23 protein-coding genes are annotated in these 25,127 nt (G+C 41.9%); 8 read left to right on the forward strand and 15 right to left on the reverse strand.

The annotated features are described in order from the left end of the window. Positions 1-16: 16 nt before the first annotated feature. From QNH28_RS21625 to QNH28_RS21640, 4 genes are all read right to left on the reverse strand, one after another. Positions 17-589 (reverse strand): type 1 glutamine amidotransferase family protein, encoded by a 573-nt coding sequence (locus QNH28_RS21625; protein WP_283908490.1) that lies wholly within the window; start codon positions 587-589, stop codon positions 17-19. Next, positions 586-1,701, reverse strand: coding sequence for a DNA alkylation repair protein (locus QNH28_RS21630; protein WP_283908491.1), 1,116 nt, complete (start codon positions 1,699-1,701; stop codon positions 586-588). Before QNH28_RS21630 ends, QNH28_RS21625 begins: the two co-directional genes overlap by 4 nt. 99 nt (positions 1,702-1,800) lie before the next feature. Continuing rightward, positions 1,801-2,448, reverse strand: a complete 648-nt coding sequence (locus QNH28_RS21635) for a hypothetical protein (protein ID WP_283908492.1) — start codon at positions 2,446-2,448, stop codon at positions 1,801-1,803. A gap of 16 nt (positions 2,449-2,464) precedes the next feature. After that, entirely contained in the window at positions 2,465-2,995 is a 531-nt protein-coding gene (locus QNH28_RS21640) for a hypothetical protein (RefSeq protein WP_283908493.1), read from the reverse strand. A 266-nt stretch (positions 2,996-3,261) separates the two neighbouring features. On the opposite strand from QNH28_RS21640, the gene QNH28_RS21645 reads away from it, so the two are divergent. Then, positions 3,262-3,480 (forward strand): hypothetical protein, encoded by a 219-nt coding sequence (locus tag QNH28_RS21645; RefSeq protein ID WP_283908494.1) that lies wholly within the window; start codon positions 3,262-3,264, stop codon positions 3,478-3,480. 87 nt (positions 3,481-3,567) lie between these two features. Here QNH28_RS21645 and QNH28_RS21650 read toward each other — a convergent pair whose 3' ends face one another. Together QNH28_RS21650 and QNH28_RS21655 are read right to left on the reverse strand one after the other, a co-directional pair. After that, on the reverse strand, positions 3,568-4,581 hold the full coding sequence (locus tag QNH28_RS21650) for a Gfo/Idh/MocA family protein (RefSeq protein ID WP_283908495.1): 1,014 nt from the start codon (positions 4,579-4,581) through the stop codon (positions 3,568-3,570). Between the two features lie 124 nt (positions 4,582-4,705). Then, on the reverse strand, positions 4,706-5,560 hold the full coding sequence (locus tag QNH28_RS21655) for a sugar phosphate isomerase/epimerase family protein (protein ID WP_283908496.1): 855 nt from the start codon (positions 5,558-5,560) through the stop codon (positions 4,706-4,708). A 173-nt stretch (positions 5,561-5,733) separates the two neighbouring features. Between QNH28_RS21655 and QNH28_RS21660 the strand changes: the two genes are divergently transcribed. Further along, the gene (locus QNH28_RS21660) at positions 5,734-6,639 is read left to right on the forward strand and encodes a helix-turn-helix transcriptional regulator (protein ID WP_283908497.1); all 906 of its coding nucleotides are present in this window, start codon (positions 5,734-5,736) and stop codon (positions 6,637-6,639) included. Positions 6,640-7,072: 433 nt separating this feature from the next. Here the strand turns inward: QNH28_RS21660 and gnpA are convergent, their stop codons facing one another. The 4 genes from gnpA to QNH28_RS21680 form a co-directional block, all read right to left on the reverse strand. After that, a complete protein-coding gene (gene gnpA, locus QNH28_RS21665) occupies positions 7,073-9,226 on the reverse strand; it encodes a 1,3-beta-galactosyl-N-acetylhexosamine phosphorylase (protein ID WP_283908498.1) in 2,154 nt (717 codons plus the stop codon). Positions 9,227-9,252: 26 nt separating this feature from the next. Beyond that, complete coding sequence (locus QNH28_RS21670) at positions 9,253-10,077, reverse strand: carbohydrate ABC transporter permease (protein ID WP_149647056.1); 825 nt, start codon at positions 10,075-10,077, stop codon at positions 9,253-9,255. 39 nt (positions 10,078-10,116) lie between these two features. After that, a complete protein-coding gene (locus tag QNH28_RS21675) occupies positions 10,117-11,058 on the reverse strand; it encodes a carbohydrate ABC transporter permease (RefSeq protein WP_283908499.1) in 942 nt (313 codons plus the stop codon). Between the two features lie 90 nt (positions 11,059-11,148). Further along, the gene (locus QNH28_RS21680) at positions 11,149-12,627 is read right to left on the reverse strand and encodes a carbohydrate ABC transporter substrate-binding protein (protein WP_283908500.1); all 1,479 of its coding nucleotides are present in this window, start codon (positions 12,625-12,627) and stop codon (positions 11,149-11,151) included. Between the two features lie 431 nt (positions 12,628-13,058). Between QNH28_RS21680 and QNH28_RS21685 the strand changes: the two genes are divergently transcribed. Beyond that, on the forward strand, positions 13,059-14,747 hold the full coding sequence (locus tag QNH28_RS21685) for a sensor histidine kinase (protein WP_283908501.1): 1,689 nt from the start codon (positions 13,059-13,061) through the stop codon (positions 14,745-14,747). Positions 14,748-14,761: 14 nt separating this feature from the next. Beyond that, positions 14,762-16,369 (forward strand): response regulator transcription factor, encoded by a 1,608-nt coding sequence (locus QNH28_RS21690; protein WP_283912225.1) that lies wholly within the window; start codon positions 14,762-14,764, stop codon positions 16,367-16,369. A 61-nt stretch (positions 16,370-16,430) separates the two neighbouring features. On the opposite strand, the gene QNH28_RS21695 is transcribed toward QNH28_RS21690, so the two are convergent. Both QNH28_RS21695 and QNH28_RS21700 read right to left on the reverse strand, forming a co-directional pair. Next, positions 16,431-16,973 carry a DinB family protein gene (locus tag QNH28_RS21695; protein ID WP_283912226.1) on the reverse strand — a complete coding sequence of 181 codons (543 nt, stop codon included), beginning with the start codon at positions 16,971-16,973 and terminating at the stop codon, positions 16,431-16,433. Positions 16,974-17,040: 67 nt separating this feature from the next. After that, entirely contained in the window at positions 17,041-17,988 is a 948-nt protein-coding gene (locus QNH28_RS21700) for a helix-turn-helix transcriptional regulator (protein WP_283908502.1), read from the reverse strand. A 205-nt stretch (positions 17,989-18,193) separates the two neighbouring features. Between QNH28_RS21700 and QNH28_RS21705 the strand changes: the two genes are divergently transcribed. From QNH28_RS21705 to QNH28_RS21720, 4 genes are all read left to right on the forward strand, one after another. Further along, positions 18,194-19,384, forward strand: a complete 1,191-nt coding sequence (locus QNH28_RS21705; protein ID WP_283908503.1) for a coenzyme F420-0:L-glutamate ligase — start codon at positions 18,194-18,196, stop codon at positions 19,382-19,384. A gap of 89 nt (positions 19,385-19,473) precedes the next feature. Further along, positions 19,474-20,373 carry a LysR family transcriptional regulator gene (locus tag QNH28_RS21710; protein WP_283908504.1) on the forward strand — a complete coding sequence of 300 codons (900 nt, stop codon included), beginning with the start codon at positions 19,474-19,476 and terminating at the stop codon, positions 20,371-20,373. Between the two features lie 78 nt (positions 20,374-20,451). Continuing rightward, complete coding sequence (locus QNH28_RS21715) at positions 20,452-21,393, forward strand: NAD(P)H-binding protein (protein WP_283908505.1); 942 nt, start codon at positions 20,452-20,454, stop codon at positions 21,391-21,393. Between the two features lie 73 nt (positions 21,394-21,466). After that, positions 21,467-21,595, forward strand: a complete 129-nt coding sequence (locus QNH28_RS21720) for a hypothetical protein (RefSeq protein WP_283908506.1) — start codon at positions 21,467-21,469, stop codon at positions 21,593-21,595. A gap of 390 nt (positions 21,596-21,985) precedes the next feature. On the opposite strand, the gene QNH28_RS21725 is transcribed toward QNH28_RS21720, so the two are convergent. The 3 genes from QNH28_RS21725 to QNH28_RS21735 all read right to left on the reverse strand — a co-directional run bounded on the left by QNH28_RS21725 (position 21,986) and on the right by QNH28_RS21735 (position 24,990). Beyond that, positions 21,986-23,125 (reverse strand): 5-methyltetrahydropteroyltriglutamate--homocysteine S-methyltransferase, encoded by a 1,140-nt coding sequence (locus tag QNH28_RS21725; RefSeq protein ID WP_283908507.1) that lies wholly within the window; start codon positions 23,123-23,125, stop codon positions 21,986-21,988. Between the two features lie 130 nt (positions 23,126-23,255). Next, complete coding sequence (locus QNH28_RS21730; RefSeq protein WP_283908508.1) at positions 23,256-24,029, reverse strand: ABC transporter permease; 774 nt, start codon at positions 24,027-24,029, stop codon at positions 23,256-23,258. Further along, positions 24,007-24,990, reverse strand: coding sequence for an ABC transporter ATP-binding protein (locus tag QNH28_RS21735; RefSeq protein WP_283908509.1), 984 nt, complete (start codon positions 24,988-24,990; stop codon positions 24,007-24,009). Before QNH28_RS21735 ends, QNH28_RS21730 begins: the two co-directional genes overlap by 23 nt. Positions 24,991-25,127 lie beyond the last annotated feature (137 nt).

A 25,127-nucleotide genomic window follows, 5' to 3' on the forward strand; every position in this document is an offset into this window, starting at 1 on the left:
TTTTTTCATGACTTCATTATTCTTGATAAAATCCATTTTTGAAAAAGTTATACCATCCATCGATTTGTTCTAATGGTATAACCTTTAACTTCTTCAAAACTTCCCTTGTAAATTCCAATGAAGCTGTGCCATTAGCAGTAATGATATCGTCACTCGAAACGGTCTGTTTTTCTAAAAAATTTGCGTGTCCTTTATAATTAGGAGCGAACTCTTTTAAGTAATCTAATGAATTTCCAGTGTGAGGAATCTCATCTAAATAGCCATGTTCTGCTAAAAAGGTTGATGCGTCACATATAGCGGCTATAGGAGTTCCATTCTGTATACATCTTTCAATCACTGGAGTAATTGCTGAATTATCTTTCCAGCCTGTACCCCCAATTAAAATTAACATTTCAAACTGGGCGGGTAAACTGTCTATAGTATAGTCTGGAATAACAGTAAATCCGCCCATAGATTGTACATTGTCATTATTTAAAGAAACTGTCCTAACTTTGTATTCACTTTCTGGCTTGTTTAGTTCAGCACTTATATACCCAGCTTCCCAATCCGCGTATCCATTAGAAATAAAAATCAATACTTCTTTTTTCATTTACTGACCCCCTCAAGTTTCAACAACGTATCTGCAACTTCCCGCCCGTTAACCAACAACACAATCCGATGTTCCCCGGGATAATGACGACGAGTGGTTAAATCCGCCCAGCGATGCGTCCGTTTGCCCGACAGAACTGTACCCCCAGGTACTGTTTTATCCGATAGTAAAAAAGATTTACGAGAGGTTCGACCTGAAGCCTTCACGAAATAGATTCCATATTCTATTCGAACACGGGCAGGAGTTCCTTCACAAACTTGAAGTTCGTATTGTAATTCAGAGCTTTCGCCAATCCGCAGGATAGAAGGATCAATCCCGATGGAGGCACTCGTTATTAGCGGTGTTGCTTCGTCTGCTTGCTCCGCATAACCGAATAAAGCCATAATCTCCGGATTAGCTTTACGGATTAATGAACGACAACCATGCCGCACAATCCAGTCTGTAAGGGGATCTGTACCTATCCAGCGGCGAGCTGTCTCAAGTACCACCTCGGGGTGATCCTTCGCAATATCGTTCAGATTGTTAGCCACGCTTTTGCGCACATATAAGGAGGAATCCTTCTTCAGTTGCTCAAGTACAGGTAACACAGGGGCTGGATCTACCTTAAACATTGGGAGCGCCTGTCCCCATGGTAGACGAGGGCGACAACCCTCACTTGCTAATCGTCGCACATGCTCATCGGGGTGCTTCGACCATACTAGCATTTGCGCCATCATCCGCTCCGGTTCACGCAAGAGAAACGGTCTAACCGCAAACTCTGCTGATGATTTCGGTGTGAACCTTTCCAGCGCCTGCATAGACAACTCCCAATGCTCAGCCCCTTGACCAAATACCTCAACAAAATCTGGAAAGATCAAGTATGGAAATCCCACACAATCCTCAGTAATGGCGAACAAAATCGCCAGCGCTTCCTCATAAGGAAGCTGTAAATGACTTCCCAATGTCTCCGTAATCCGCCGCATCCTCGCCTTCAGTTCAAGCGAATCCCAGGGCTCTGTCATAGCCGAAATTACAAATGCATCCGTGTCGAAAACACTATGTACAATGCGAATCTTTTCGCCGAAATTATGCAAAAATTGTTCATTATACATCGCTTTTAAAGGTTCAGCCATTGTGTATCCCTCATTTTCTTCTATAGATCATCAGAGTTAATCTGTTATGAAATCGTAGCACACCCAATTTGACAACAGTATGTCAACTTCAGCCACTCCCTAATCTAGAATATCAACCTGCCTAGTCTCGAGATTAATAATGCGACTTCTCGTATCATTACGCGAAATATAAATAGGTTGTCCGGTAGAGTCGATCCAATATGAGATGGGAATCGAGATTTCACAGTTTCGGTAAGATCCGTCAGCATGGCTTGTCCCAATAATCATCGTGTTATATTTCACGGCGATCCTAGTGGCTTCCTCGATCCATAATGCAAGCTGGTTTTCGCTGAACATGCCCACCCCAATCGGATGCGCAATGAAATCTAACGACTCAGCCTGTCCTTCCAAACCAACATACCCCTGCAGCAGCTCAACGCACAGCAAATAACCAATACTGAGGCCATCCGCTTCCGCAACTGACGGGCGATACAGCTGTTCATCCATCGGCGATTTGGCTCGTTCCAAAATGATGTCCCCAGAAGAATCAACCATTAGCGCTCTATCCTTGTTATTGCTGTTTCTATATCCTGTAATGATCAGCTTTTTATATGTTTTGGCGACTTCACATAAGGTCTTTACACTGGCTTCATCTGCTACATAACCTTCTGGATACAACACCGCGTCAAAAGAATCCTGTCTGCTCATTTCTTCGAGCAACTGCTCCAAATGGGGTTCGTGATTAGGTTGCGCTACGAGTAATCTCATATTTCCCCTCCAATGGTTAATTAATTAGCACCTTCACCTGTTCTAAGCTTTGCTCTGCACGACTATTCAAAGCTCTCTTATCTTTTAGGCCAAGCTCCTTAAGCTCATGTCCAGGGTCAATGACCAGCGGCTGAGAGATTACATTTTCGAGAATTTGCACAGCAACTTTACAGGCCTCAAATAACAGTTCTTTTGGAATCACTTGTTTATGAGAGCCAATAATTCCAACCAGTTTCTCTGCGTAGATCAATCTAACCAGACTATCCGCACTCATCATATTACGCGAGGCAAAAGAGGACACTTTCTCCACAATCCAGCTATCTTGATAAATTCTCGCTAAGGCATCTAATGCAGTAATTGCACCCCAATCTCGGATCGACAACTGCTCGGCGTGCTCCGAGGCCATTTCATTGAGCCATTCTATCTCTTGTTCTCTAGGAATTTCAAAACTCTTATACTCTTTAAGCAAACCTGCCTTGTGCATATTTAAAAAATGACCCAGAAATCGTGTGTATAACTCCTTGGCTCTTTGTAGCTGTTCTGTCATTTGGCGATCATCCTTTCACTACACAAATCATATCCGTCCGCAGGATTCTTTTCAAACCAGAAAGTAAAAAAAAGACAGACAGCGAAACAACTTCGCTACCTGCCCTCGTATGATCTTCGGATTTTAATACAATTACAACCAAATTTCGCATATTTTTGAGCAAAATCAAGTAATTCCTCCTCAAAATCATCCGAAAATCGTGGTAAAATAGTTCCTTAGGATTATTTATATTCATACATGTTGAAGATATCACCGGAGGGAATACCATGCCACATACACTTAATAAAAATATTGATTTTTTTATAGCTGCTTTATCCCAAACTTATATCACTGCCCTACAGCTTGACCCTGATGGAATGTATTCTGAGGTAGCCTCAGGAATCGTTGAACAGTTCTCTGATGAACAGGTACGCCTAAGAAGATATGATGGCTCCGTATCGCACTATGCTAGGGACAATACAAAATTCCAGCGCAATAAAGGATAGGCTAAAATGCACAACAAAAAGACGTGACTGGAGGAATCATCACAATGATCTATCCTCCAGTCACGCCTTTGCATCCTCTATATCCTACTAGTTAAGTACAATCCATTCTCCTTCAGCATTCGCTGACTGTACTTCCGCCTCTATGATTTCCAAAGATTCTGCTGCACTCTCCGGCGTACAAATGACAATAGGCTTATCTTGAACAATCGCATCCAGGAAATAAACCAGCTCTCTGTAGTAACCCGCATCCGGGGATAGCTCCACCGTAAAGCCTGCTCCATCATTGGGATTCACCTTGACTTCACTACCATCAAATACAACATTTCCTCGCTCGAAATTCACCCGATAGCCCATGTAAAAACCGAAATCGCCCTCCAGTGTCCAGTCCACCTGAGCATTGATCACCTTGGCATCCTTATAAAAATAGTGTGTAGAAGCTATATCATATCCGCTTCCCGGCAGAACGTTCCGTCCCAAAGTCGATACTTTATCCGGTCTGCCGAACAGATAGTTAATCATATCCGTATCGTGAATATGCATATCCACAATGCATCCACCGCTTAGCTTCTCATCCAGAAACCAATCTTTAGGAGCCCCTGATCCACGGTAGAAATACCCTTCCATCACTTTACCAAATTGCTCAGTTTCCACTACTTCTTTCAAATACTCATACCCCGGCCAAAAACGAAGACACTGTCCGATCATTAGCTTCTTTCCACTGCGTTCCGCGGTTTCTACCATTTTCTGCGCTTCTACTGAAGTTCTAGCCATCGGCTTCTCACAGAAGACATGATATCCTCGTTCCAGCAGCGAACAAGCCATTTCAGCATGCAGATAAGTAGGAACTGCAATATCGATCATATCCAGTTCCTCATTCGCTATCATTTTCTCCAGATCATCATAGAGACTGTAAGCTGTTAAATCATACACTTCTTGAGCGGTACTCATATTGCCGTCCGCTTTACCGTCCTTCAATTCCTCAATTCGCAAGTCACAGATGGCTTTAAGGGCGATGGGATGCCCCTCTTCCGTTAAGCGAACATAATTATCAAAATGCATCCGGCCCATAAAACCAAAGCCAATCAAACCTATTTTCAACATAGTGAAGCCTCCCCAGCTAAATGATTAATAATTAAACAAGCTCTATCCAAGCACCTTCCAGACCAGCGGATTGTATCTCAGCCTCAATGATTGCTATAGACTGAGCATCGCATTCCCCCTTACTTTAAGCTTTGAAAGTGGTACGTCCGAGAATGGCATCCATAGCTGCGGAAGTATTAAAAATAATCTGCTCCGTATAATGTTTGTATGACGGTATCATTTCACCGGTAACATAATTGTCGTATCCAATGTCTTCAAGCGCTTTCATGACTGCTGGATAATCCACATCCCCAGCGAGCAGATCAACAAATCCGTGAAGCCCACCAGCCGTCCGACGGTAATCCTTGAAATGCACCTTTTTAATTCTATGGCCTAGAATCCGTATCCACTGCTCTGGATAACCGGAATGCACGATATTCCCAACATCAAGATAGGAACCTACATAACTGGAACCGACGGTATCAATAAAAGTACGTAATTCGAGCGGAGACAACAGGAATTTATTCCACACATTTTCAAGACCAATAGAAACGCCTGCTTGCTCAGCATCCTTGGCTAAATGACTAATCGCTTCCAGCGCTCTATCATAAGCTTTTTCATAATCAACAACCTCACAGCCCTCGATGAAATCCACACCAACAGCGCCAGGAATGACAAGAATCGTATCTACACCAAGCGCAGCTGCCAGCTCCAGTTGCTTTTTGCATACGTCGATTGCCTTAGTTCGATTAGCTTCAGATTCACTAGTCATTGCATAAGACCAATACAGACCTGTTGCCAGACCAGCGATCTCAAGACCTGTTTCATTAATAGAATCCCGAAGGATACGTGCCTCTTTCTCAGTGGTTTGCAGACCAAGTTCACCTGACTCATTTAATGACAGCTCGATCCCCTCAAATCCAGCCGCTTTGGCTAGGCGTACGCATTCTTTAATTTCAGTTCCTTCGCGAAACGACCAGATGTTTATTCCCTTTTTCATTTGAATCCTCCTCCTATTTGTTCTTTTCCGTTTTCCACTTTCTAGACTTAGATACACTTTGTATCCCTTAATTATTTATATTATACTAGATTTAAAATTCGATTTATTTAGGCGAAGAAGAGACTTTTTGCATTATTCCGGTCTATTCTATTAAACATTCAGGAGGCAGTGACATGTCTGACAAAGATCCCTCTTACCCACTGAGAAAGCAGGTACCCTCTCGTGATTGGTCACCCGGAATTCACTATGCACAATTGCAGACACTTCCCCCTTGTACCTTCCCAAGAAGAAGACTATATGACTTCGAGCTACTATATGTTCGCCAGGGCAAATTATTAACAAAGATGGATACGGAGGAATATATACTGAACGCTGGGCAGCTAATTTTCCTCTCATCTGGGGTATATCATCAGAATGCTATCCTGTCAGATTCAGATACTAAGCTTATTGGAATCCATTTTGATTTCTTTGGGGAGTCAATCATTACACATGATGAAGATATGGTAGTTAATGAGGATGAAGTCATGCACGATAAATTTGCCTTTGAAGCCGTAACCGCTCCTTTCATGCCATTATCACAAGAACCGATCTACTCCCCGCCACCCGAATGTGTTCATGCCATGGAACAACTCGTTCATGAATTCACCATGCGGCCTGTCGGCTATGAGTGGGTCTGTCGAGGGCTACTACTTGGTATTCTGACTTCGTTGCTTCGAACGCAAAACTCCCGAGATGCAGCTAAATCTTCAGTTCACACCGAGCGGATCAGGGCATTAATAGATGAGATAGAAGAGCGGTCAGCAGAGCGCTGGACCAATAAATCCATGGCCGCAGTCATGAATATGCATGAGGACCATTTTGCCAAGCTCTTTCGTGAAGTAGCGGGTATGCCCCCTGGAGAATACCTCCGCTCGATCCGGCATAGGGAAGCGCGTAAGCTACTGCGAGAAACGGATTGGCCGATTGAGAGGGTGGGCGATCAGGTCGGCTATCCCGATATCCATTATTTCAGTAGAGTGTTCACGGCGAATGAGGGGATTTCTCCGCGGGCGTATCGCAAGTTGTCTCGGATTCTCTAGATACGGAAACCCCAGAACATCTCAATCCAAGTAAGAAGAACTCGCCAAAAACATTGCGGTTGATGGATTCATGCTTATGATTAAAAAGCAAAAGCCCCCTTCCCTGAAAAATGGAAGAAGGGGGCGGTTCTAAAACTAATTAGGGAAAAACTCCCTGAAAATAATCAAAATTCGCTCTAAACGAACGAAATCAGGGAATTCCTCCCTAATAATAAGGGGGATTCCTTTAATTGCTATCGAATCAGCTAAACTTTAGGGAGGTTTTCCCTGATTATTAGTCTAATGACCAAAAATCCCGGAATTTCAGGGAGAAATTCCCCAATTACTCTATCGAAGCGGTACAATTCAGGAAAGTTTGAGACAACAGCGGCCGGAAGTCCAAATATTCTCCGTAGTTACGACTGACTCCTTAAATGTATGTCTTAAAGTGAAGTTACATATTCATGTCCATCCACACACTTTCCATCCCGTTCAATTCCAGCTCTATTCTCAAATCATTCTCCATCAGGATCGTCGTCTTTTGGGTCTCCGCTGTGTTATTTATAGCACAATATCGGCCAGTTTCAGGGTAAGCATGACACTCCACATTCGGATTCAATGAGAACCAAGAATACAATTGTTCCTCTTGATGTGCAGCCCAATAGATCGCCCGGCTCAGTAATCTAGTATTCTGGATACTATACGGCAGTCCTGCAATATAAACGCCTCGCCCCTGCCCAAATGAATTCACGGCAAGATTGCAGCTATTGTCGTGCACATCCAAGACTTGTGCTCCAATCTCCGCTTGATAAATCATGGTCATCCCTTCACCATAATCAATGTCGCCTTCCAGATCTTCCGTAATGAAATGCTCCTTTACTGGCGTTACCTTAGGCTTATTAACGCTTGCTGTAAAACCCATTTCCTTTTGAACACCTAAAATATCTGCTAGTTGAAAGAGAACCCCTTGATGCTCATAAGCCGTTGGATCACCAATTCCAATAAAGCCGCCGCCTTGATGCACCCATTCACGAATGCTAGAAACCACTTTTGGATCGCCCCAATGATCTCCGCCACTCCAAGAAGTATGAACATCACCCGCGTTAATAATCACACCGATAGTAGGATCAATCCCGTGTTGTCTAATATCATCAAAGCTTATAAATTCAATGTCGAAAGGCAATCCTGCGAGTGACTCCAGTGCCCCTATGTAGGAATAACATCTTTGATTCCATAAAGAGTGAGCCACTTGGTGCGTCTGCCAGCTGCGAATGTAGCCCCAAGTATTAAGAATCGCCACTTTAAACGATGCCTTATACGGCAGAGTCCCTTCAGCATTTGCATGAATTCCTTTAAACTGAGTCGCAATCTCCGTCACATGATCAATAAAATTAGGGAATTGGTACGCCAGACTTAGATATCCACCATACCCCATTCTTCCAACCGATTTACGCATAAGTGCCCGGCGACATTTTATCCAGATCGGCATGGACTCTCCAACAGGATCTCCACCTTCAAAGAATACATCTGGGAAGAAGTACGGGTAGAACCGGGCTTCGGTATCCTTAATCGGAATATCCGCGATCATACGGGTCGTAACCCCATCTCCGGCAGCCCCGACCACTGCATCTAGCCCAATCTCGGAAAAATATTTACCATAAGGCTCTGTCCCTGCCCAGTGATCCCCAAAGAACATAATGGCTTTCTTACCGAAATCATGCACCATATCCACACATTGTTTGGCATAGCCTGCAATGAATTTCTGATTAAATTCCATCCAGTCCAAATACCTTGGCGTCGGATTCATAAACGGTGTGTTATATCGTCCTTGATCCACAAAATCTTCCGCAGTCAGACGATATCCATAAGCTTGCTCAAACTGATCTAATGCTAATGGACTTACGCAGCTTAGATAGCCAAACCAATTCACTTGCTTCTCCTTACCTTCCTTATTAAAAATCAAGTCGAAATTATAAAAGAAGGTAGTAAAACGAACGATATCAGTCTTCGGATGCTTTGCTAGCCAATCTTTCAGCACCTTCAATACATGCTCTTGCGCCTCGGGATAACGAACATCCAGTGGTAAGCGATGCTCTTCCGTCCAGTTATTCGTGATGTGATTGTACATAGAGACCGGTTCCCAAATCTGATAGGCCAAGAAACTGACGGTATATTTGTGAAACTGTTCCGCCTGCTCAAGCGTGACGATCCCCTCTGCATAACTCCAATGTGCCAAAGGTACTATTTCTCCTGTGGTCCGGTTTACAACCTGCCAATACTTTTTAATATCCACATCTGTGTTAGGAACAAATTGATCGGCAAAAAAATCTGCCATAATATCGATGGTCTTCACCTTCGATGTCACAATCAATGGAGCAGACATCAGATAAATCTGCTGTCTATACTGTGGATGCTGCTTTGCCCACTCGTTGTCCTCACGTACCAGACAAAGCGTTGAATAGATTTGCAGACCCATATCAAGAATGTCCTGCGATAGACTCGTACCATCACTGTCACGTACAGCATCTACGCCCCATCTCTCTACAAGATCGGCTATGACCTCTTCCATTCCTGTTTCACCAGGTAGTGTAAATCTTCCTTTGTCCACACAAATTCCCTCCATGACTTTGTAGTTCAGCCCTTAATTCCACCAGCGCTTATTCCTTGGAGCAATTGTTTTTGTCCTACCACATATAGGAGAATCGTTGGAATGAGTACCAAGATCAATGCGGCAAATAGTGCGCTCCAATCTGTAGCATACCTTTGAACCTCAAACAGATTGGCTAAACCCACCGGTAATGTTTTTTTGCTATCCGTTTGAATTAGAACTAATGCCAGTGGATACTCATTCCAAAAGCCCATCGCTGCCAGCATACAGACCGTTACAATTCCCGGCTTAGCTAGTGGCGCAATGATTCTGACGAGTACCCCTGTATTCCCGCAACCGTCAATCTTGGCGGCCTCTTCATAATCTCTAGGGACAGATCTTAGAAATCCGCTTAACACAAAAATCGCAAAAGGAAACTGAAGGACAGCATAGATCAAACCGAGCATCCCGCGATTGTCCAGCATTCCGAAAGAATTCACCTGAATAAATAAAGGAACCATGATATAAGAAGCTTGGAGAAAGATACAGGCCATATAAATATTAAGAATCATTTTAGAACCCCAAAACTTAAATCTCGTTAATACATAAGCTATAGGGACCACAAAAATAACTAGAATCGCAGTGGAAAGCACCACTAGAAAGATAGAGTTCAGGAAATAACTCCCCATCTTGGATTTCTGAAAAGCACGTACATAGTTATCCAAGTGTAAGGCTTGTGGAAAGGAGAAAGGATCGGTTAGAAATTCCGTGTTGCTCTTAAATGAGGCTAAAAGATTCCATACAAACGGATATAACAAAACAATAGTAGCTACAATCAGAAACAGCCGAGTGATCCAATTGATAATGTTCATTTTCAAAAGACTCTGTTGATTACTATTCACCCTTCTCCCCTACCCTTCTGCTCGATTTGTAAGTAGTCTAGACAGAAAAGAAAGGACAAAGGCAAATGCAAGCGTAAAGATTGCGATAGCCATGGCATAACCAAAGTTCGCATTTTGGAACCCTTGAGTGTACATGTAATGGAGTAATACAGTAGTACCACCTGCCGGTCCACCGCCGGTCATGATTGTTACGACGATAAAGCTTAAATTGATCGTACCCGCCAGGGACAGCACGAAGGTTATTCCAATGATTTCTTTTAACAGTGGGATCGTAATGCTGACAAGCTTCCGGAAATACCCCGCACCATCAATGGTCGCCGACTCGAACACATCCGCGGAAATCCCATCTATTGCAGCGATATACATCACCATATAGTAACCAACCGCCTGCCAGATCAGTGTGACCGCTACGCACCATAATGCAGTTCGGCTATCCCCAAGCCAAGTCATAGTCAGTTGATCCAGCCCAATACTTGAGAGAATATTGTTCAAGATCCCCATGTTCGGATGAAACACAAAGGACCATATGATCCCGACTACCGTCAAAGAGATAATGCTGGGGAAAAAGAATACCGTCCGGTAAAAGCCTCTCTCTTTCAGCTTCGTCTGCGTCAATAGAAAAGCAAGCACTAAGCCAAAGGCTAAGGTAACCACTGGCACGACCAGCATCAGCTTGAACGTATTACTAAGCGCTTTGAGGAACATCTCATCTTGGAACATATATTTATAGTTATCCAGAAAGATAAACTTGTTCTCATCACTCATCCCGGTTGCATCCGTAAAAGACATAAAGAATGCCCGAAAGGTTGGAATGATCATAAATACGAGAGTCAACAGGAGCGCAGGAATGGTACAAACGGCTATGAATAGCTTCGGATTTTTAGTTTTCGTTGGCTTAGTCTTTAATTTTCTGTTTCTAGGAGCTACTTCCGTTAGTTGCATCTCAGACATCTTTCTCACTCCTCTTCATGCAAAATGCATCCTGTTCATTGATGTCCTTATCCATTCTTAACAGGATGCATTGGCATGAGATGCTATAAATTATTTACTAGCTGCTTTCTCTTTACGAATCTGTGCAAAAGCTTTTTCAACATTATCCATCCATTGGTCAGTGGTCATTTGACCTGTCATGACTGGCGTCATCGTATTTTTGAACATTTCAGTGACTACACTAACTTTGGAGCCCTTCGGTAAGGATTGCCAGCCTTGCAAAATTGAAATGGAACCATTGTAAGCCTCAAACATGTCATATACACCTTTGGTCAAGTATGGCTTCGACAGCTCCTTCGCACCATTAAGTGCGTACGCACCATTAGCTTTTTCCGCGAATAATTTAACGGACTCATCCGTATACAGGAACTTTAAGAATTCTTTAGCCAGCTCTGGATTTTTAGCTTTTGCTGGAATGGAGAATTGCTCATAGCTGGAAAGCACGTACTTCTGATCTCCTTTATTAAATACAGGGACGGTTGTCATCCCAAATTCAAAGCCATTTTCTCTTGGTGAATCCTTCATTTCATTTTCCATCCAGTTGCCGTTTACAATAAACAACGCTTTCCCCATCATCATATCGGTCTGCGATTGGGTATGGTTCAAGGCGACCGTGCCATCCATCAGATATCCGTCTTTAGATATTTTGTAGAATATATCCAATACTTTTTTGATCGTGTCGTTCTTAAATGAACCTTCCTCATAAGCAAAGACTTTATCTAATGTTTCTTTACCACCCGCACTAGCAATGGCAGGATACAGAATTTCTTCCAAGTAGTCCGGATAGATGCCTTGGTAAGTGAACAACGCTCTTTTCGTTTTCGTCCCATCTGCATTGACTAAGAAGTTTTCTTCTTTTTTCAGCTCATCCCCTAAAGCAAAGAACTCGTCCCAAGTCTCAGGAACACTCCAGCCTTTTTCCGCGAACAAAGTTTTGTTGTAAATCAAGCCCATCGGTCCAGCGTTAAAAGGTGCCAGATAGATCTTCCCGTCTTGATACGGCTGGAATCTTGTGCTGTCCAGCATCCCTGGAAGAATCATATCCTTAAGCGTCTCATCTTTATCTAAGGCCTTGCTTTCGAATACATCAGTGATGTCTAGAAGTCCTTTTTCTTTAATGAGGGAAAGCATAATCCCACTTTGCTCTGTATCCGTAACGGATAGGAAGTCAGGAGGATTACCGGCAACAATCTGTGGTCTGATCACTTCACCAACCTTAGGGTTGATCGTCATATTCACTTTTACCCCTGGATAAGTACTCTCGAATTTACTAACAATTTCATTCCAATAATCGGCGCCATATCCACCTTGGAAGACAGCAATACTCAGTTCCTTGTTATCAAAATCCTTCTTAACATCCTCTTTAGAAGTATTCTCGGCGTTCGTTGTACTTGTCGCTTCCGCTGTACTCGTAGCTTTTGTAGAATTAGAATCCTTTGAGGCAGCAGGTGTATTCGTGCTATTCCCACAGCCAATCAACCCCACACCCAGCAGCGTAACTGCTAATAACGTACTCATCGTCTTTCTCATAAACGCCCTCCTTAAGATGTTCTTGCTAATGACCCAACCACAGATTAAATATTGAAAACGCTTTATCTGATGACTTAAGTATAGAAGTGTTTACGTTTTATTTACATTTACAATACAAACGTACCTATGTATTATTTTATCCATCTATCATTCAGGTTTCAGATATGCTTATTCATCAGAATCACATGACTTGTAAACTTAGCGGTCAAAGGAATGGATAATACTAACGATTCCATAGATTATTCTTGCTTTTCGCCCGTGCATATATATTCCATTCTTCTTTTTATGTTAACTTGTAAGTAAAGGATATCGAATGGGAGGTCATCCACCTGAGTCATAACAAAGGGAAGCGGTATTTTCCTAGTCCCCCACAAATCATACGAAAAATTAAAATTCAAAATCGCTTAACCGTTATCTTCTTAATCGTTTCCGTGATTCCCATCATCTTTATAGGTTTCTATTCCTATACTATCTACTCCAAATCCATTCACAATAAATTAAGCAAATCTACCTTTCAGGCTTTGACACTGCTCAATCGAACGATGTTAAGCGAGCTTAATAACTATCAATATCTTGCCGGATCTGTTTCTACCAATCCTATTATTCAGGAGCGTTTAACGGCAGCACCTAATGAACCCGCTCCTAGCAATGCTACCATTAACCACGCTATGGATAATGTGTACAGAACCATTTATCCGGGATATGTTCAGAACGTTCGGATCATAGATTCCAAGAACGAACCTATTTATGAATTAGGCTATGATGGCATTCCCAATCCAAAGTATGGGGAAATCATGAAACAGGTAGATCTGAATGCCCCTTATGACAGTCTTAATTATGTAAAAAGCTATCGTGCTTCCCATACGATTGTCCTGGGGCGTAAAATTTTTGATCAAGATGACATTGGCGTTCCATTAGGTTATGTGTTTGTTTTTATCGGCGGGGAGTTATTCTCAAAAGTCATTCTTTCCAGTGTGGACTTAGGAACAGGTTCTAATCTGCTTATCATGAATAGAGAAGGAATAGTGATGTCCTCCAACCTAAAGGGTACAACACTTGGAGAAGCCTATGATAAAGGTCAACTGTTGAAGCAAATCAAGGAACAAGAGGCTCAGAAGAACCATTCCTTTCAAGGCTTAGTCAATGGCAAAATGCATCAGATCTCCTATATCAATAATAATCAATTAGGCTGGTATATGATTTCTACGGTTCCTTTCTCTTATATTAATTCTGAGACAAGTAAAATCACCACTGGACTCCTTATCGTCGTCAGCATCATTGTAATCCTTTGTATCCTAATTATCATCGTCTTGTATAAAAGTATCCTAAAGCCTATCAAACAAATTATTGTCTTCTGTAATCAAATTTTTTATGGCAATTTATCCAATCGTATAGAAGATCACAGCAACGATGAGATGGGTGTTCTGGCTAATAGGATTAATAGCATGGTCAGCCGGATTGAGCAACTGATAGAGGATCAACAGAAGGATCAAAAGAGGCAGCGTTCGCTTGAATTACAAATGCTACAATCACAGATTAACCCTCATTTTTTATTCAACACTCTAAATTCCTTGCGATGGCTCGCAATGATTAACCAGGTTCCGGTGCTAAGTGATGGTATCTCCTCTCTCGCAGAATTACTGCGCAGTACCATCATCGATCAAGATGAGGAAATAACTATCAAGCAAGAGCTTAATAATCTGGACAATTACTTTGCTATTCAAAAAATACGTTATGCTGATCGATTTGACGTTGAATATGATCTAGATGAATCGGTATTACATAGTCTGATCCCTAAACTTATTCTGCAGCCGATCGCTGAGAACGCTATCATCCATGGGGTTACGGATATTGGAGGAAAAGTTCTTATCCGCATTAAGGCTTACGCAAAAAATGAATACACACTTGTTATAGAAATCATTGATAACGGAAAAGGCTTTGACACGAAAAAATCGGAAAAGGCTGATACGCTGTCCGGTATCGGAATTTCTAATGTAGCCGATCGCATTAAGCTTCAATATGGTGAGAGCTACGGACTATTCATCACAAGCTTGGTGGGTCAAGGAACCTGTTGCCGCCTGATTATCCCCAAACAAACCTACGAAGAAGATAAGGGGTGATACTAGTGTATCCAATGTATAATGTAATGCTGGTGGATGATGAACCTATTGTAAAAGTCGCGCTCAGAACCATGATTCCATGGGAAGAGCTTGGGTATATGATCTGTGCTACAGCCTCTGACGGAGTTGAAGCTTTAACCCTTGTTGAGAAGTTTAATCCCCATATCATCATTACAGATCTCAAAATGCCTAATATGGATGGCTTGCAGCTGATAAAAGAACTGAATAACAGAGGGTTTGCAGGAAAAATTCTAGTGGCAAGTAACCACGGGGAGTATGAGTTGGTTCGTGAAGCATTAGTTCTTGGCGCAGTAGATTATATGCTTAAGATTAGTATGAAGACTGCGGACCTCATCCAGTTGCTGGAGAAATCCACGCAGCTAATCCAAGAACAGCTTCAGTCCAGACAGCAGCTGGAGACACAATCTCAGCTATTGCAACATAATTTAAAGAGTGTAAAGAATGCGATTTTAAAAGATTATTTTACTGATCCATATTATGATATGAACCAGCTTGAGCAGCAAAATTCTATAACATTCTCTTTTAGTGAAAACAGCTGCTACTTGTTCTACATCACCTTTGAGCAAAATAGCGCCAGCCCTAGCGAACGGAAAAACCAACTTTCGGTATCCTTCATTGAAAACATCATCTTAGATATCCTGGAAACCGTAGATCAATTCGAGATTATTCAGCTTGAGTCGAATGCATTGTTGCTGCTTATCTCCACTGATACCTTAGACAATCAGCAAATTATCCGTACCGACTTCATTCATAGAGTCATTCAGTTGATCAAAATGTATATTTCCATTACTCCTACCATTGTTTATTCCCAGCCCATTAGAGGATATGCTGAGGCGAAAGTAATGCTAGAGCGATGTAAAGAATCCTTGGAAATCCAATTTTACAACGAAATAACGATTATTGATCCCGAGATTGTCCATTTAAATGATACGCTCGATTTCGAAAACGTTCATGAGTTCTCTAAGAATTTAATACAGGCCTGGAAACGTTCCGGCGTTGAAGCCGTTAATCAAGCCACTCAAAATTTTCTTGAGACCTGCAGATCTAAACAATTAAAGCCCGCTGAAGCCAAAACATTCATCGTTAATTGTCTGCACTATCTTCCATTATGCGATGCTCATATTATCGTTGAAGATCCAAAGCTTTTGAAAACAACTATTGAGAATATAGCAAATAGTAAACGAAGTGCCGAGATTCTAACGCAGATGGAGCTTTTGTTTCAATTATTCTCACATCAAAAACAACAGATTGTGACTACCCATAATAGGGATGTTAAACAAACGATTGATTATATCAATGCAAATTATCAGAAAAAGCTGACCTTATCTCTGATTGCCAAGCAGGTCAACTTAAGTGAGAACTATCTATCCAGAATCTTTAAAGAAGAAGTCGGCCAAAGTATCATCCATTACATTAACACCGTAAAAATGGAGAAAGCTGCAGAGTTAATTCTAAAGGGCAACCCTTATGTCAAAGAGATTTCTACTCAAATCGGTATACATGATCAATTTTATTTCACCAGACTTTTCAAGAAGCATTTTGGAGTTAATCCGAGTGAATATAAAGATTATGTTCAAGCGACGCTTGGTTCAGGAACTTAAGATCCTTTCTTTTACGACGAAAGGCCTTTGCTGTAGATCAGCAAAGGCCTCTTTTTTGGTATTACATCACTTTCCGAAACAATTCTTTGTTTAATCGCTCCAGCTGCAGAAGATGATGACGATAGTGCATTTCAATAAGTAGGAACCATTCCTCCGCACATAGTCCACCAAATCGCGGGTGAGATACGGTGTTTTGTTTGGACGCTTTTTCAAGGGACGGTTGGATCTCCCTCATTCTCTGGATAACTGAATGTAACCCTTGAATTAATTGTTCTTTGCTCTCCGGCTGCTCCGGTGTATATTGGGCGGAAGGCGGAACCTGAATACGAATGGGTGGAAAGCTTCCTTGTGCAAATATAGCCGCACCATCCTCGGTTTTCCCTACATAAGATGCTAAGGGATCTTGGTTGGGCACTAGACATTGATCAATATTACGAAGCTGCATATACAGTGCCGAGTTAATGAGATGTTGAACCATCTGTCCGATGGACCACTCGTTTTCACTCGGCTTTTGCTTCAGCTGCTCCAGATTGAATCGCTCTAATTCATGAATATAGTATGTCGCAGTTTCTTCAAAACGTTGTAAGGCTTCTTTAGTTGTAATCATTATATATCAGCTCCTGTAGTCATTGATTATCCAAGTATACAAAAACGCTACTGACAGCGTTATGTCAGTAGCGTTTTAACATTATTTCTAGTTCGTTTCTAACTTGATGGCGAAAAGATTCCGGCTCTAGCACAACCATGCCGCCTCCCCAGCCCAGCACCCATTGCAGCAATTCCGCTGGCTCTCGAACTCGAAAAGTAACCAGTAAGCCTTCCGCATGATCCTCTATAGTTTCCATATAGAAATTGTTCGATTCCCTTACCTTATCAGCTATGTCAGAATGGACTAAGATAAGCACATGAAAGTTGCGATCATCAGGAGGTTGGTATACCTCCAATTGAAAATCCGCTGGCCGTATAAATTTATCTTCCAGATCAATAAGCTCCCTCATTCGGGATAACCGGAAATGACGGATGTCTTGACGCAATTCACACCAGGCGACGAGTACCCATGATCCTTGATGAAGCACAAGTCCGTAAGGAGCAACCGTACGAATACTTTGACGGTTCCCATCGGCTTCGGCGATTCTTTTGGAATAACGAAATCTTATTTTCCTTTCCTCCAATATCGCTCGACGAATGGCTTCCAGACATGCCTTTTCTTGTATTGGTGCTATATCTGCTGCGGATGCAAATAAACGAAAACTTTTGCGGATCTGTGATGCTTCACTGCGGATGGCTTCTGGCAGGATAGCTTCTATTTTCGCTTTAGAACTTCTAGCCTTATTGCCATAGTGGGCATCAAACCACTGCTCGATAAAGTCAGTCCCGATAAGCAATGTCACTGCTTCGTCCAGCGTGAAACTAACGGGTGGCAGGAAATAGCCCTCAATCAAGGAGTAGCCCTGCCCTGGCGCTCCTATTATGGATACGCCCGCTTCACTAAGTGCCTGAATATCCCGATAAATAGTTCTCACGCTCGTTTCAAACGTAGCCGCCAAATCCTCCGCTCGCAACACTTTATTACGCTGCAATTCAAGCACTATAGCTAACAAACGGTCCATTTTGTTCATACGGCTCTCCCTCCCCGAGAAATTGATTTTCTATCTCTAACGACAATGCAAAAAACCTCTAAAAGCTTCTATATCTATAAACCATTTTTATATTAGATATTATAAACATTAATTTTACTTATATCGCTCTAAAAGGGTATAGTAATATAGGGTTTATAACCATTACTTATATATAGAGTATACTCTTATAAGAGGAGAGATCATATTGGAAAGAGTAGTTGGAACAGTAGTACGTGGACTCCGCGGGCCTATCATTAACAATGGGGATAACATTGAAGAAATCGTAGTGCAAACGGTATTGAATGCAGCAACAGTCGAAGGTTTCACGATCGAGGATCGTGATATTGTAACCGTAACGGAATCCATTGTGGCTCGGGCACAAGGAAACTATGCGACAATTGATAATATTGCTGCTGATATAAAGGCAAAATTCGGTGAAGAAACTGTGGGTGTTATTTTCCCTATCCTTAGCCGTAACCGATTTGCTAACTGCTTACGTGGAATTGCCAAAGGAGCAAAAAAAGTAGTCTTAATGCTAAGCTATCCAGCTGATGAAGTGGGCAACCATCTTGTAGACATCGACGAATTAGATGCTAAGGGCGTTAATCCATGGACGGATGTGTTAACAGAGGCTCAATTCCGTGAGCTTTTCGGCTATATTAAGCACCCATTCACAGGTGTTGACTATATCGAATATTATAAAGGTTTGATTGAAGCTGAAGGTGTGGCTTGCGAAGTCATCTTCTCCAACAACCCAAAAACCATTTTAAACTATACAAAAAATGTATTAACTTGCGATATTCACACTCGCTTCAGAACCAAACGCATTCTCACAAACAACGGTGCTGAAAAAGTATTTGGCCTGGATGATATTCTTACACAATCCATCGATGGCAGTGGCTTTAACGAAGCTTATGGTCTGCTTGGATCCAATAAAGCAACAGAAGAAAGTGTAAAGCTATTTCCAAACAACTGCCAACCTATCGTAGATGGAATCCAAGCTAAAATCAAAGAGATTACAGGTAAAACTGTAGAAGTTATGGTTTATGGCGATGGAGCATTCAAAGATCCAGTCGGTAAAATATGGGAACTGGCAGATCCAGTTGTATCCCCTGCTTACACTGCAGGACTTGATGGAACACCAAATGAAGTGAAATTGAAATATTTGGCCGATAACAACTTCTCTCATCTTCGTGGTGAAGAGCTGAAACAAGCCATTTCTAAATACATCCAGAATAAAAATGATGACCTGGTTGGTGCGATGGAAGCACAAGGGACTACTCCTCGTAGATTAACGGACCTGATTGGTTCATTATCTGATTTGACTTCTGGTAGTGGCGATAAAGGAACACCGATGATTTATATTCAAGGTTATTTCGATAACTATACAAAATAAGATTAGTACAAACAGGGAGTCTCGTAAATGAGGCTCTCTTCTTGCTATCTGGGGTATAATAAAGCAAACAGCGGTAAGCGGAGGATCCTATGAACATAAGAAGGATTAAATATTTTATTGATCTCGTTGAATGCAGAAATTTTACCGAAACAGCTAAAAAGAACTATGTATCGCAGACCACCATTAGTCAACAAATCGCCGCGCTTGAAGAGGAATTCAACATTCAATTGATTGACAGAAAGCAGATCCCTATCGAACCAACCAAAGCCGGATGGCTTTTTTATGGCGAAGCCCTCATCCTCTGGAAGCAATACAATCATATGAAGATAAGTATGGAGAATTTCCAAAAGTATAATACGCAATCCCTGAGTATCGAATATGCGGCGATGACAGATATCCAAAGCTTGTTGACATTGATTCCCTCGTTCCAGGATCATCATCCGAATATTAAGCTTGAACTGAATAAAGTATTGCTGAAGGATATTGCGGAATACTTACAAAAAGGAATTTATGACGTAGCGATTGCCTTTGACTCCGAGTTTCATGGAAAAGAGGACATTGTAACCTATCCCTTATATAAGGGGCGGTATTGCGCGGCTGTGAGTCATCACCATCCCCTTTTCCATCATGAATCGATCACTAAAGAGGAGTTATACGAACATGCACTTGTCATGTTGAATCCAACGGTTATTGGAAGCTCCTATCATCTGATGATCCAGCATGCAATTGAAGACGGGTATCAGCCGAACATTCTTCGAACCGCGGACGATGTGGAGACAGAGTTGTTTTATATCATCACGGAGAATTTAATCGGTTTTTTTCCGGATAACTATCAGCTCGCCTATCTTCAAGATAAAGTCCGGTTAATTCCATTAGATGATTCACATCATACCTTTGCAATCGAAGCAGGGTATCTTAAAAACAATACAAACCCTGCCCTGCCCTCCTTCCTTCAGCAAATCCAAATTGGTTTTAGCAATCGACCATAAGTTTTATGTGTTAGACTATGTTCATTTTTTCACATACTATAAGGATATAAATCATATCCACAAGGAGTGACGATGATCATGGGTAAATTATTGTTGACAGGTGTCGATGGAAATCTAGGGAAACAAGCAGCGGAATATTTGTTGGAACTGGTAGATAAAGACCAACTTATTTTTTGCGCCTACGATCCAGCCTGTTTGAAGGAATATGCGGAACAAGGGATTGAAACACATGTGACCAACTTTAATAATAAGGACGGCCTTGCCGAAGCTTTTGCTCATGCTGATAAACTTGCTCTGATCTCCATGCCTTTTGTTGGGGAGAAACGCCAAAATGCACACAGAAATGTGGTCGATGCTGCCAAAGAAGCCGGAGTCAAACAGATCATTTATACTTCTCTAGTAAACGCGGCTGATGAAACCAATCCAAGCGTTGAGAAAATTGATCATATTTATACTGAACGTTATGTTCAAAGCGTGGGTTTAGATTATATTTTCCTTCGTAATTCCCAATACGCGGAAGCGATGATTACCAACTACTTCACTTATGTGAAGGGTGACGGGGTATTAACAAACAATCAGGGTGACGGTAAGATGGCTTATATCTCGCGGAAGGATTGCGCAAAAGCCGTTGCTCATGCCCTAGCCTCTAATAATTATCATGAAGCGATCCTTGATATCAATGGACAAGAATTAATGACGATTACCGACTTCATTAAGATCGGGAATGAAGTAACCGGTAATCATATCACCTACAAAGAAAACACGGATGAAGAGAATTATGCCGTATTTGAAGCCATGGGTGTGCCTAGAACTACCGACGGTGCATTTAAAGAAGGTTCCGAAGCGCCCTTTTCATCCGAAGGCATGGTTACTTTTGGACAGGCTATCCGGGAAGGGAAAATGGATATTTTTACAGACGACTTTAAAAATTTGACGGGGCAAGAGCCACTAACCGTGAAATACATGTTTGAACATGCCGATGAATTTCAGGTTGGCGAAAGACATGCTAAAGACAATTAATAAGTGGCACCTCATACCTCTTAGACTAAATCACCCCCGTTTATAAACGGGGGTGATTTCTTTTATGCTGAGGGTGGCACAAAAACAACCCGTTCTCCAAGGTGAGAAGGAGCATTCCAAGCTTCCTCTACTTACTGAACACTCACAATTTTCTGCCATTGCAACCACAATCGTGGGCAACTCAGCAAGTGGCGCGAGTTAATAATTCCAAATTAATTCTCTGTCTCTCTGCTCCGTAAAGCTCAATCGTATGCTCGCTCTGGAGATAATTAGGGAATTCCTCCCTTATTATCAGAGGATTCTGGTCATCAGACTAATAATTAGGGAATTCCTCCCTGAAATTCGACTGATTTGACGGTAAAACTTGATTTCACTCTGTTTTTTAGGGAGGAATTCCCTGATTCCATTCATTTAAAGCAATTATCGGCTTTTATTAGGGAGCTTTTCCCTAATTACTCTCAATCCACTGGTATAGTGACAGCACGCCAAGTAAATCCATGTACACTCTTTAAATCAAAATACACCTTTAACCGTACGGATAAACATCCGAATGGTTAAAGGTGTATTGTCTCTGTCTACTTTTTAATTAGAGTTAATTCCAGATCTCTTCAGCAATCTCTTTAATATAAGCAAGCTTACGCCATTGCTGCTCTTCTGTTAGGTGGTTGCCTTCTTCCGTCGAAGCGAAGCCGCATTGTGGGCTCAGGCATATCCGGTTTAGATCGACATATTGCTTCGCTTCCTCAATACGCTTCAGAATATCTTCCTTGCTCTCCAGCTCACCAAATTTGGAAGAGAACAGGCCAAGCACAACCTGCTGATTGTCTTTCAAGAAGCGCAACGGCTTGAAATCGCCTGCACGTTCTGTATCAAACTCCAGGTAGTAACCTGAGTAGTTATTAATGTTCAGAAGTGTTTGCGCGATAGGCTCATAACCTCCACCTACTCCAGCATAAGTAGAAACATAATTGCCTCGGCATACATGTGTCGTTACAACGAGATCTTCCGGCAGACCGGATACCACTTCCTCGTTCAATTTTGCAAGCTCGTTCGCATATTCAGCTACATTCACACCTACCTGATCCATAAATGCTATAAACTGTTCGTCGCACAGCGCTCCCCACGTGCAATCGTCGATTTGAATGCTGCGGCAGCCCGCTGCATAAAAGGCAAGAATTGAGGCTTTGTATGCTTTGGCAATATCCGAAATTAGCTCAGCACGATTCGGGTATAATTCATTCGTGCTTTCCTTATTTTCTGCCCGATCCAGCTCAAACAGGAATTGCGCAGCCGCAGGAATCGATTGACGCGCAACAATGTCCTCACCAGCAGCGCCTTTTAAAAATTCATAATGTGATACAAAAGGGTGGCTGCTGTAGCTTATTTTTCCGGTCAGTCGGGCAGTTTCTGGTCTCGACTCCGCGCCATTAAATTGGTAGCCTTGATCAATAATGGTCCGCTCTACACCGTCAAAGCCCCAGAAGAAGTCGAGATGCCACCAAGAGCGGCGGAATTCGCCGTCGGTTACCGCTTGAAGACCTACCTCTTTTTGTTTTTGTACGAGCTTCACGATCTCGTCGTTCTCTACTTCCTTCAACTGCTTAGCAGTAATTTCGTTGTTTTTGAATTTCAATCTAGCCTCTTTTAACGCTTGAGGGCGCAGGAAGCTGCCAACAATATCATATCGAAATGGAGTAACAGTCCGCTTTTTAGGTTCGGTTTGAGTGCTCATATATTAATCTCCTCGTATAAAAAATTATTAAAATTAATATAGCACATCCGACCAATTATACCGTTACACCAATGAGCTATGGCAGGCTATAAGTATTAGCTATACCCGGGCGGTGAAACGATTGTGTACGCTAGTATTGCCCCAGAAGACCCTTCTTCATGGCTATTTTCTCGCAGCGATCAAACACAACAAGCCCTAGAATCAAATAAACCAGCGAATTTAATATTAATACGCCATAGTCAGATAAAGGTAAATCCGATAACGTTAGATTCTCTAGCATCACCGTTCTTACCATATTCACTCCTTTAACGAAAGGGGCAAAAGCTAAAAACGGAGCTACAGTTATCGGAACAAATACAAGTCCCATCAAGACAAATTGGAATATCTGTAGAAATGCTTGAATTTGTTTCACAATAATAGCCAAACCAGCAATCATAAAACTAACGCCTACCATGCTTATCATAGTAACTATAATGATTGGGATCGTTGTCATGGGATTAAGACTCAACCACTGTCCCGAGGTTAGCATCGCACCAAACAGCAAGAGAATCATAATGACGGACTGTAAGCCCAATTGACTGACGATCCGCGTGAGCATAATTTTCCACACACCCATGGGAGACATATATAACTGTTCTAACGTTCCACGCGTCGCTTCTGTGATTACCGAATAACCAATAAAGTTCATCGTCATCATCGTTAAGCTCCAAAAGACCACACTGACAATTGAATATTGAACATTCGTATCAAAACTAGCTGGATCCCCTATAAACATAATTCCAAAAAATGCAGCCAGAAATATAATATAAAAAGTGACTACTAATGCAATCGTGTTCGGTAAATAACGTTTCATCTCAATATATTCCTTACGAAAATTAGCATTAAATAAATGGAGCCATTTCATGAGTCTTACCTCCCTTCACAATCTGAATAAACACTTGTTCAAAATCAATGGTTATTCGATCAATACTTTCCACCATCGTTCCCTCCTCTTTCAGAAGGTCGAACAACTCGTAGATATCCTGACCATGCTCTAAATTCACTTCCACGATCGTTTCATGAGAGCTTGCTTTATAAGTACTTAAAGGAAATATACTCAACAGTTTGTTCTCCTGTTCTAGGCTTAATTGCTCGCCCAGCTTAATGGAATATGCTCTTGTTTCAAATAGCTTAAGTAAATTCTCCACCCTGTCGTCAATCACAACTTCACCTTTGTTAATGATAATGGCACGGTCACACAGCTCCTGAACGACAGGCATATCATGTGAGCTAATAATGATCGTACGTTTCTCTTCCCTCACTATCGTTTTTAGAATATTTCGTAATTCATAACTAACCTCAACATCCAAACCGAGCGTTGGCTCATCCAGCAAGATGACATCCGTATTAGCTAATAGCGCCACAGCGATTGCCAGCTTTTGCTGCATCCCCCGAGATAATCCATTAACCAGCTCATCCTCCTTTTCTTTAAGGTTGAATTGCTCTAATAATTTATCTGTTTGATCGGCTATTTGCTTCCGAGAGTACCCCCGGTTACCTGCAAAATATTCTAAATTTTCCCGAACCGTAAGACGCCAATATAAATTTCGGTTCCCTTCTAATACAGCGCTGATATGCTCTAGCGCTTTGAGTCTCTTCTTACAAATATCTAAGCCATTAATGGATATAGAACCCCCATCCGATTCTAACAAACCACAGAGCATCTTTATTGTTGATGTTTTCCCAGCACCGTTGGGACCTAGTAAACCAAGCACCTCTCCACGATTCACATGAAAAGAAACATCGCGAACGGCATGGATCTTTTCTTTCGTCTTTCTTTTCTCGTACACCTTGCTAATCCCTCGTACTTCTATAATTTTCTCCACCTTATAACCATCCTCTCTCGTACGATTTAACAGAGTGTTCCATTGTTAAATTCATTTTATTTTAGTATCTAAATTTAGATAACTGGCTCCAGATGGATACTTTCTCCGTCTGAGGAATGAGATTTGGGTATGGTGTG

The organism is Paenibacillus sp. G2S3 (assembly GCF_030123105.1).
Classification (GTDB): Bacteria; Bacillota; Bacilli; order Paenibacillales; family Paenibacillaceae; genus Paenibacillus_AQ.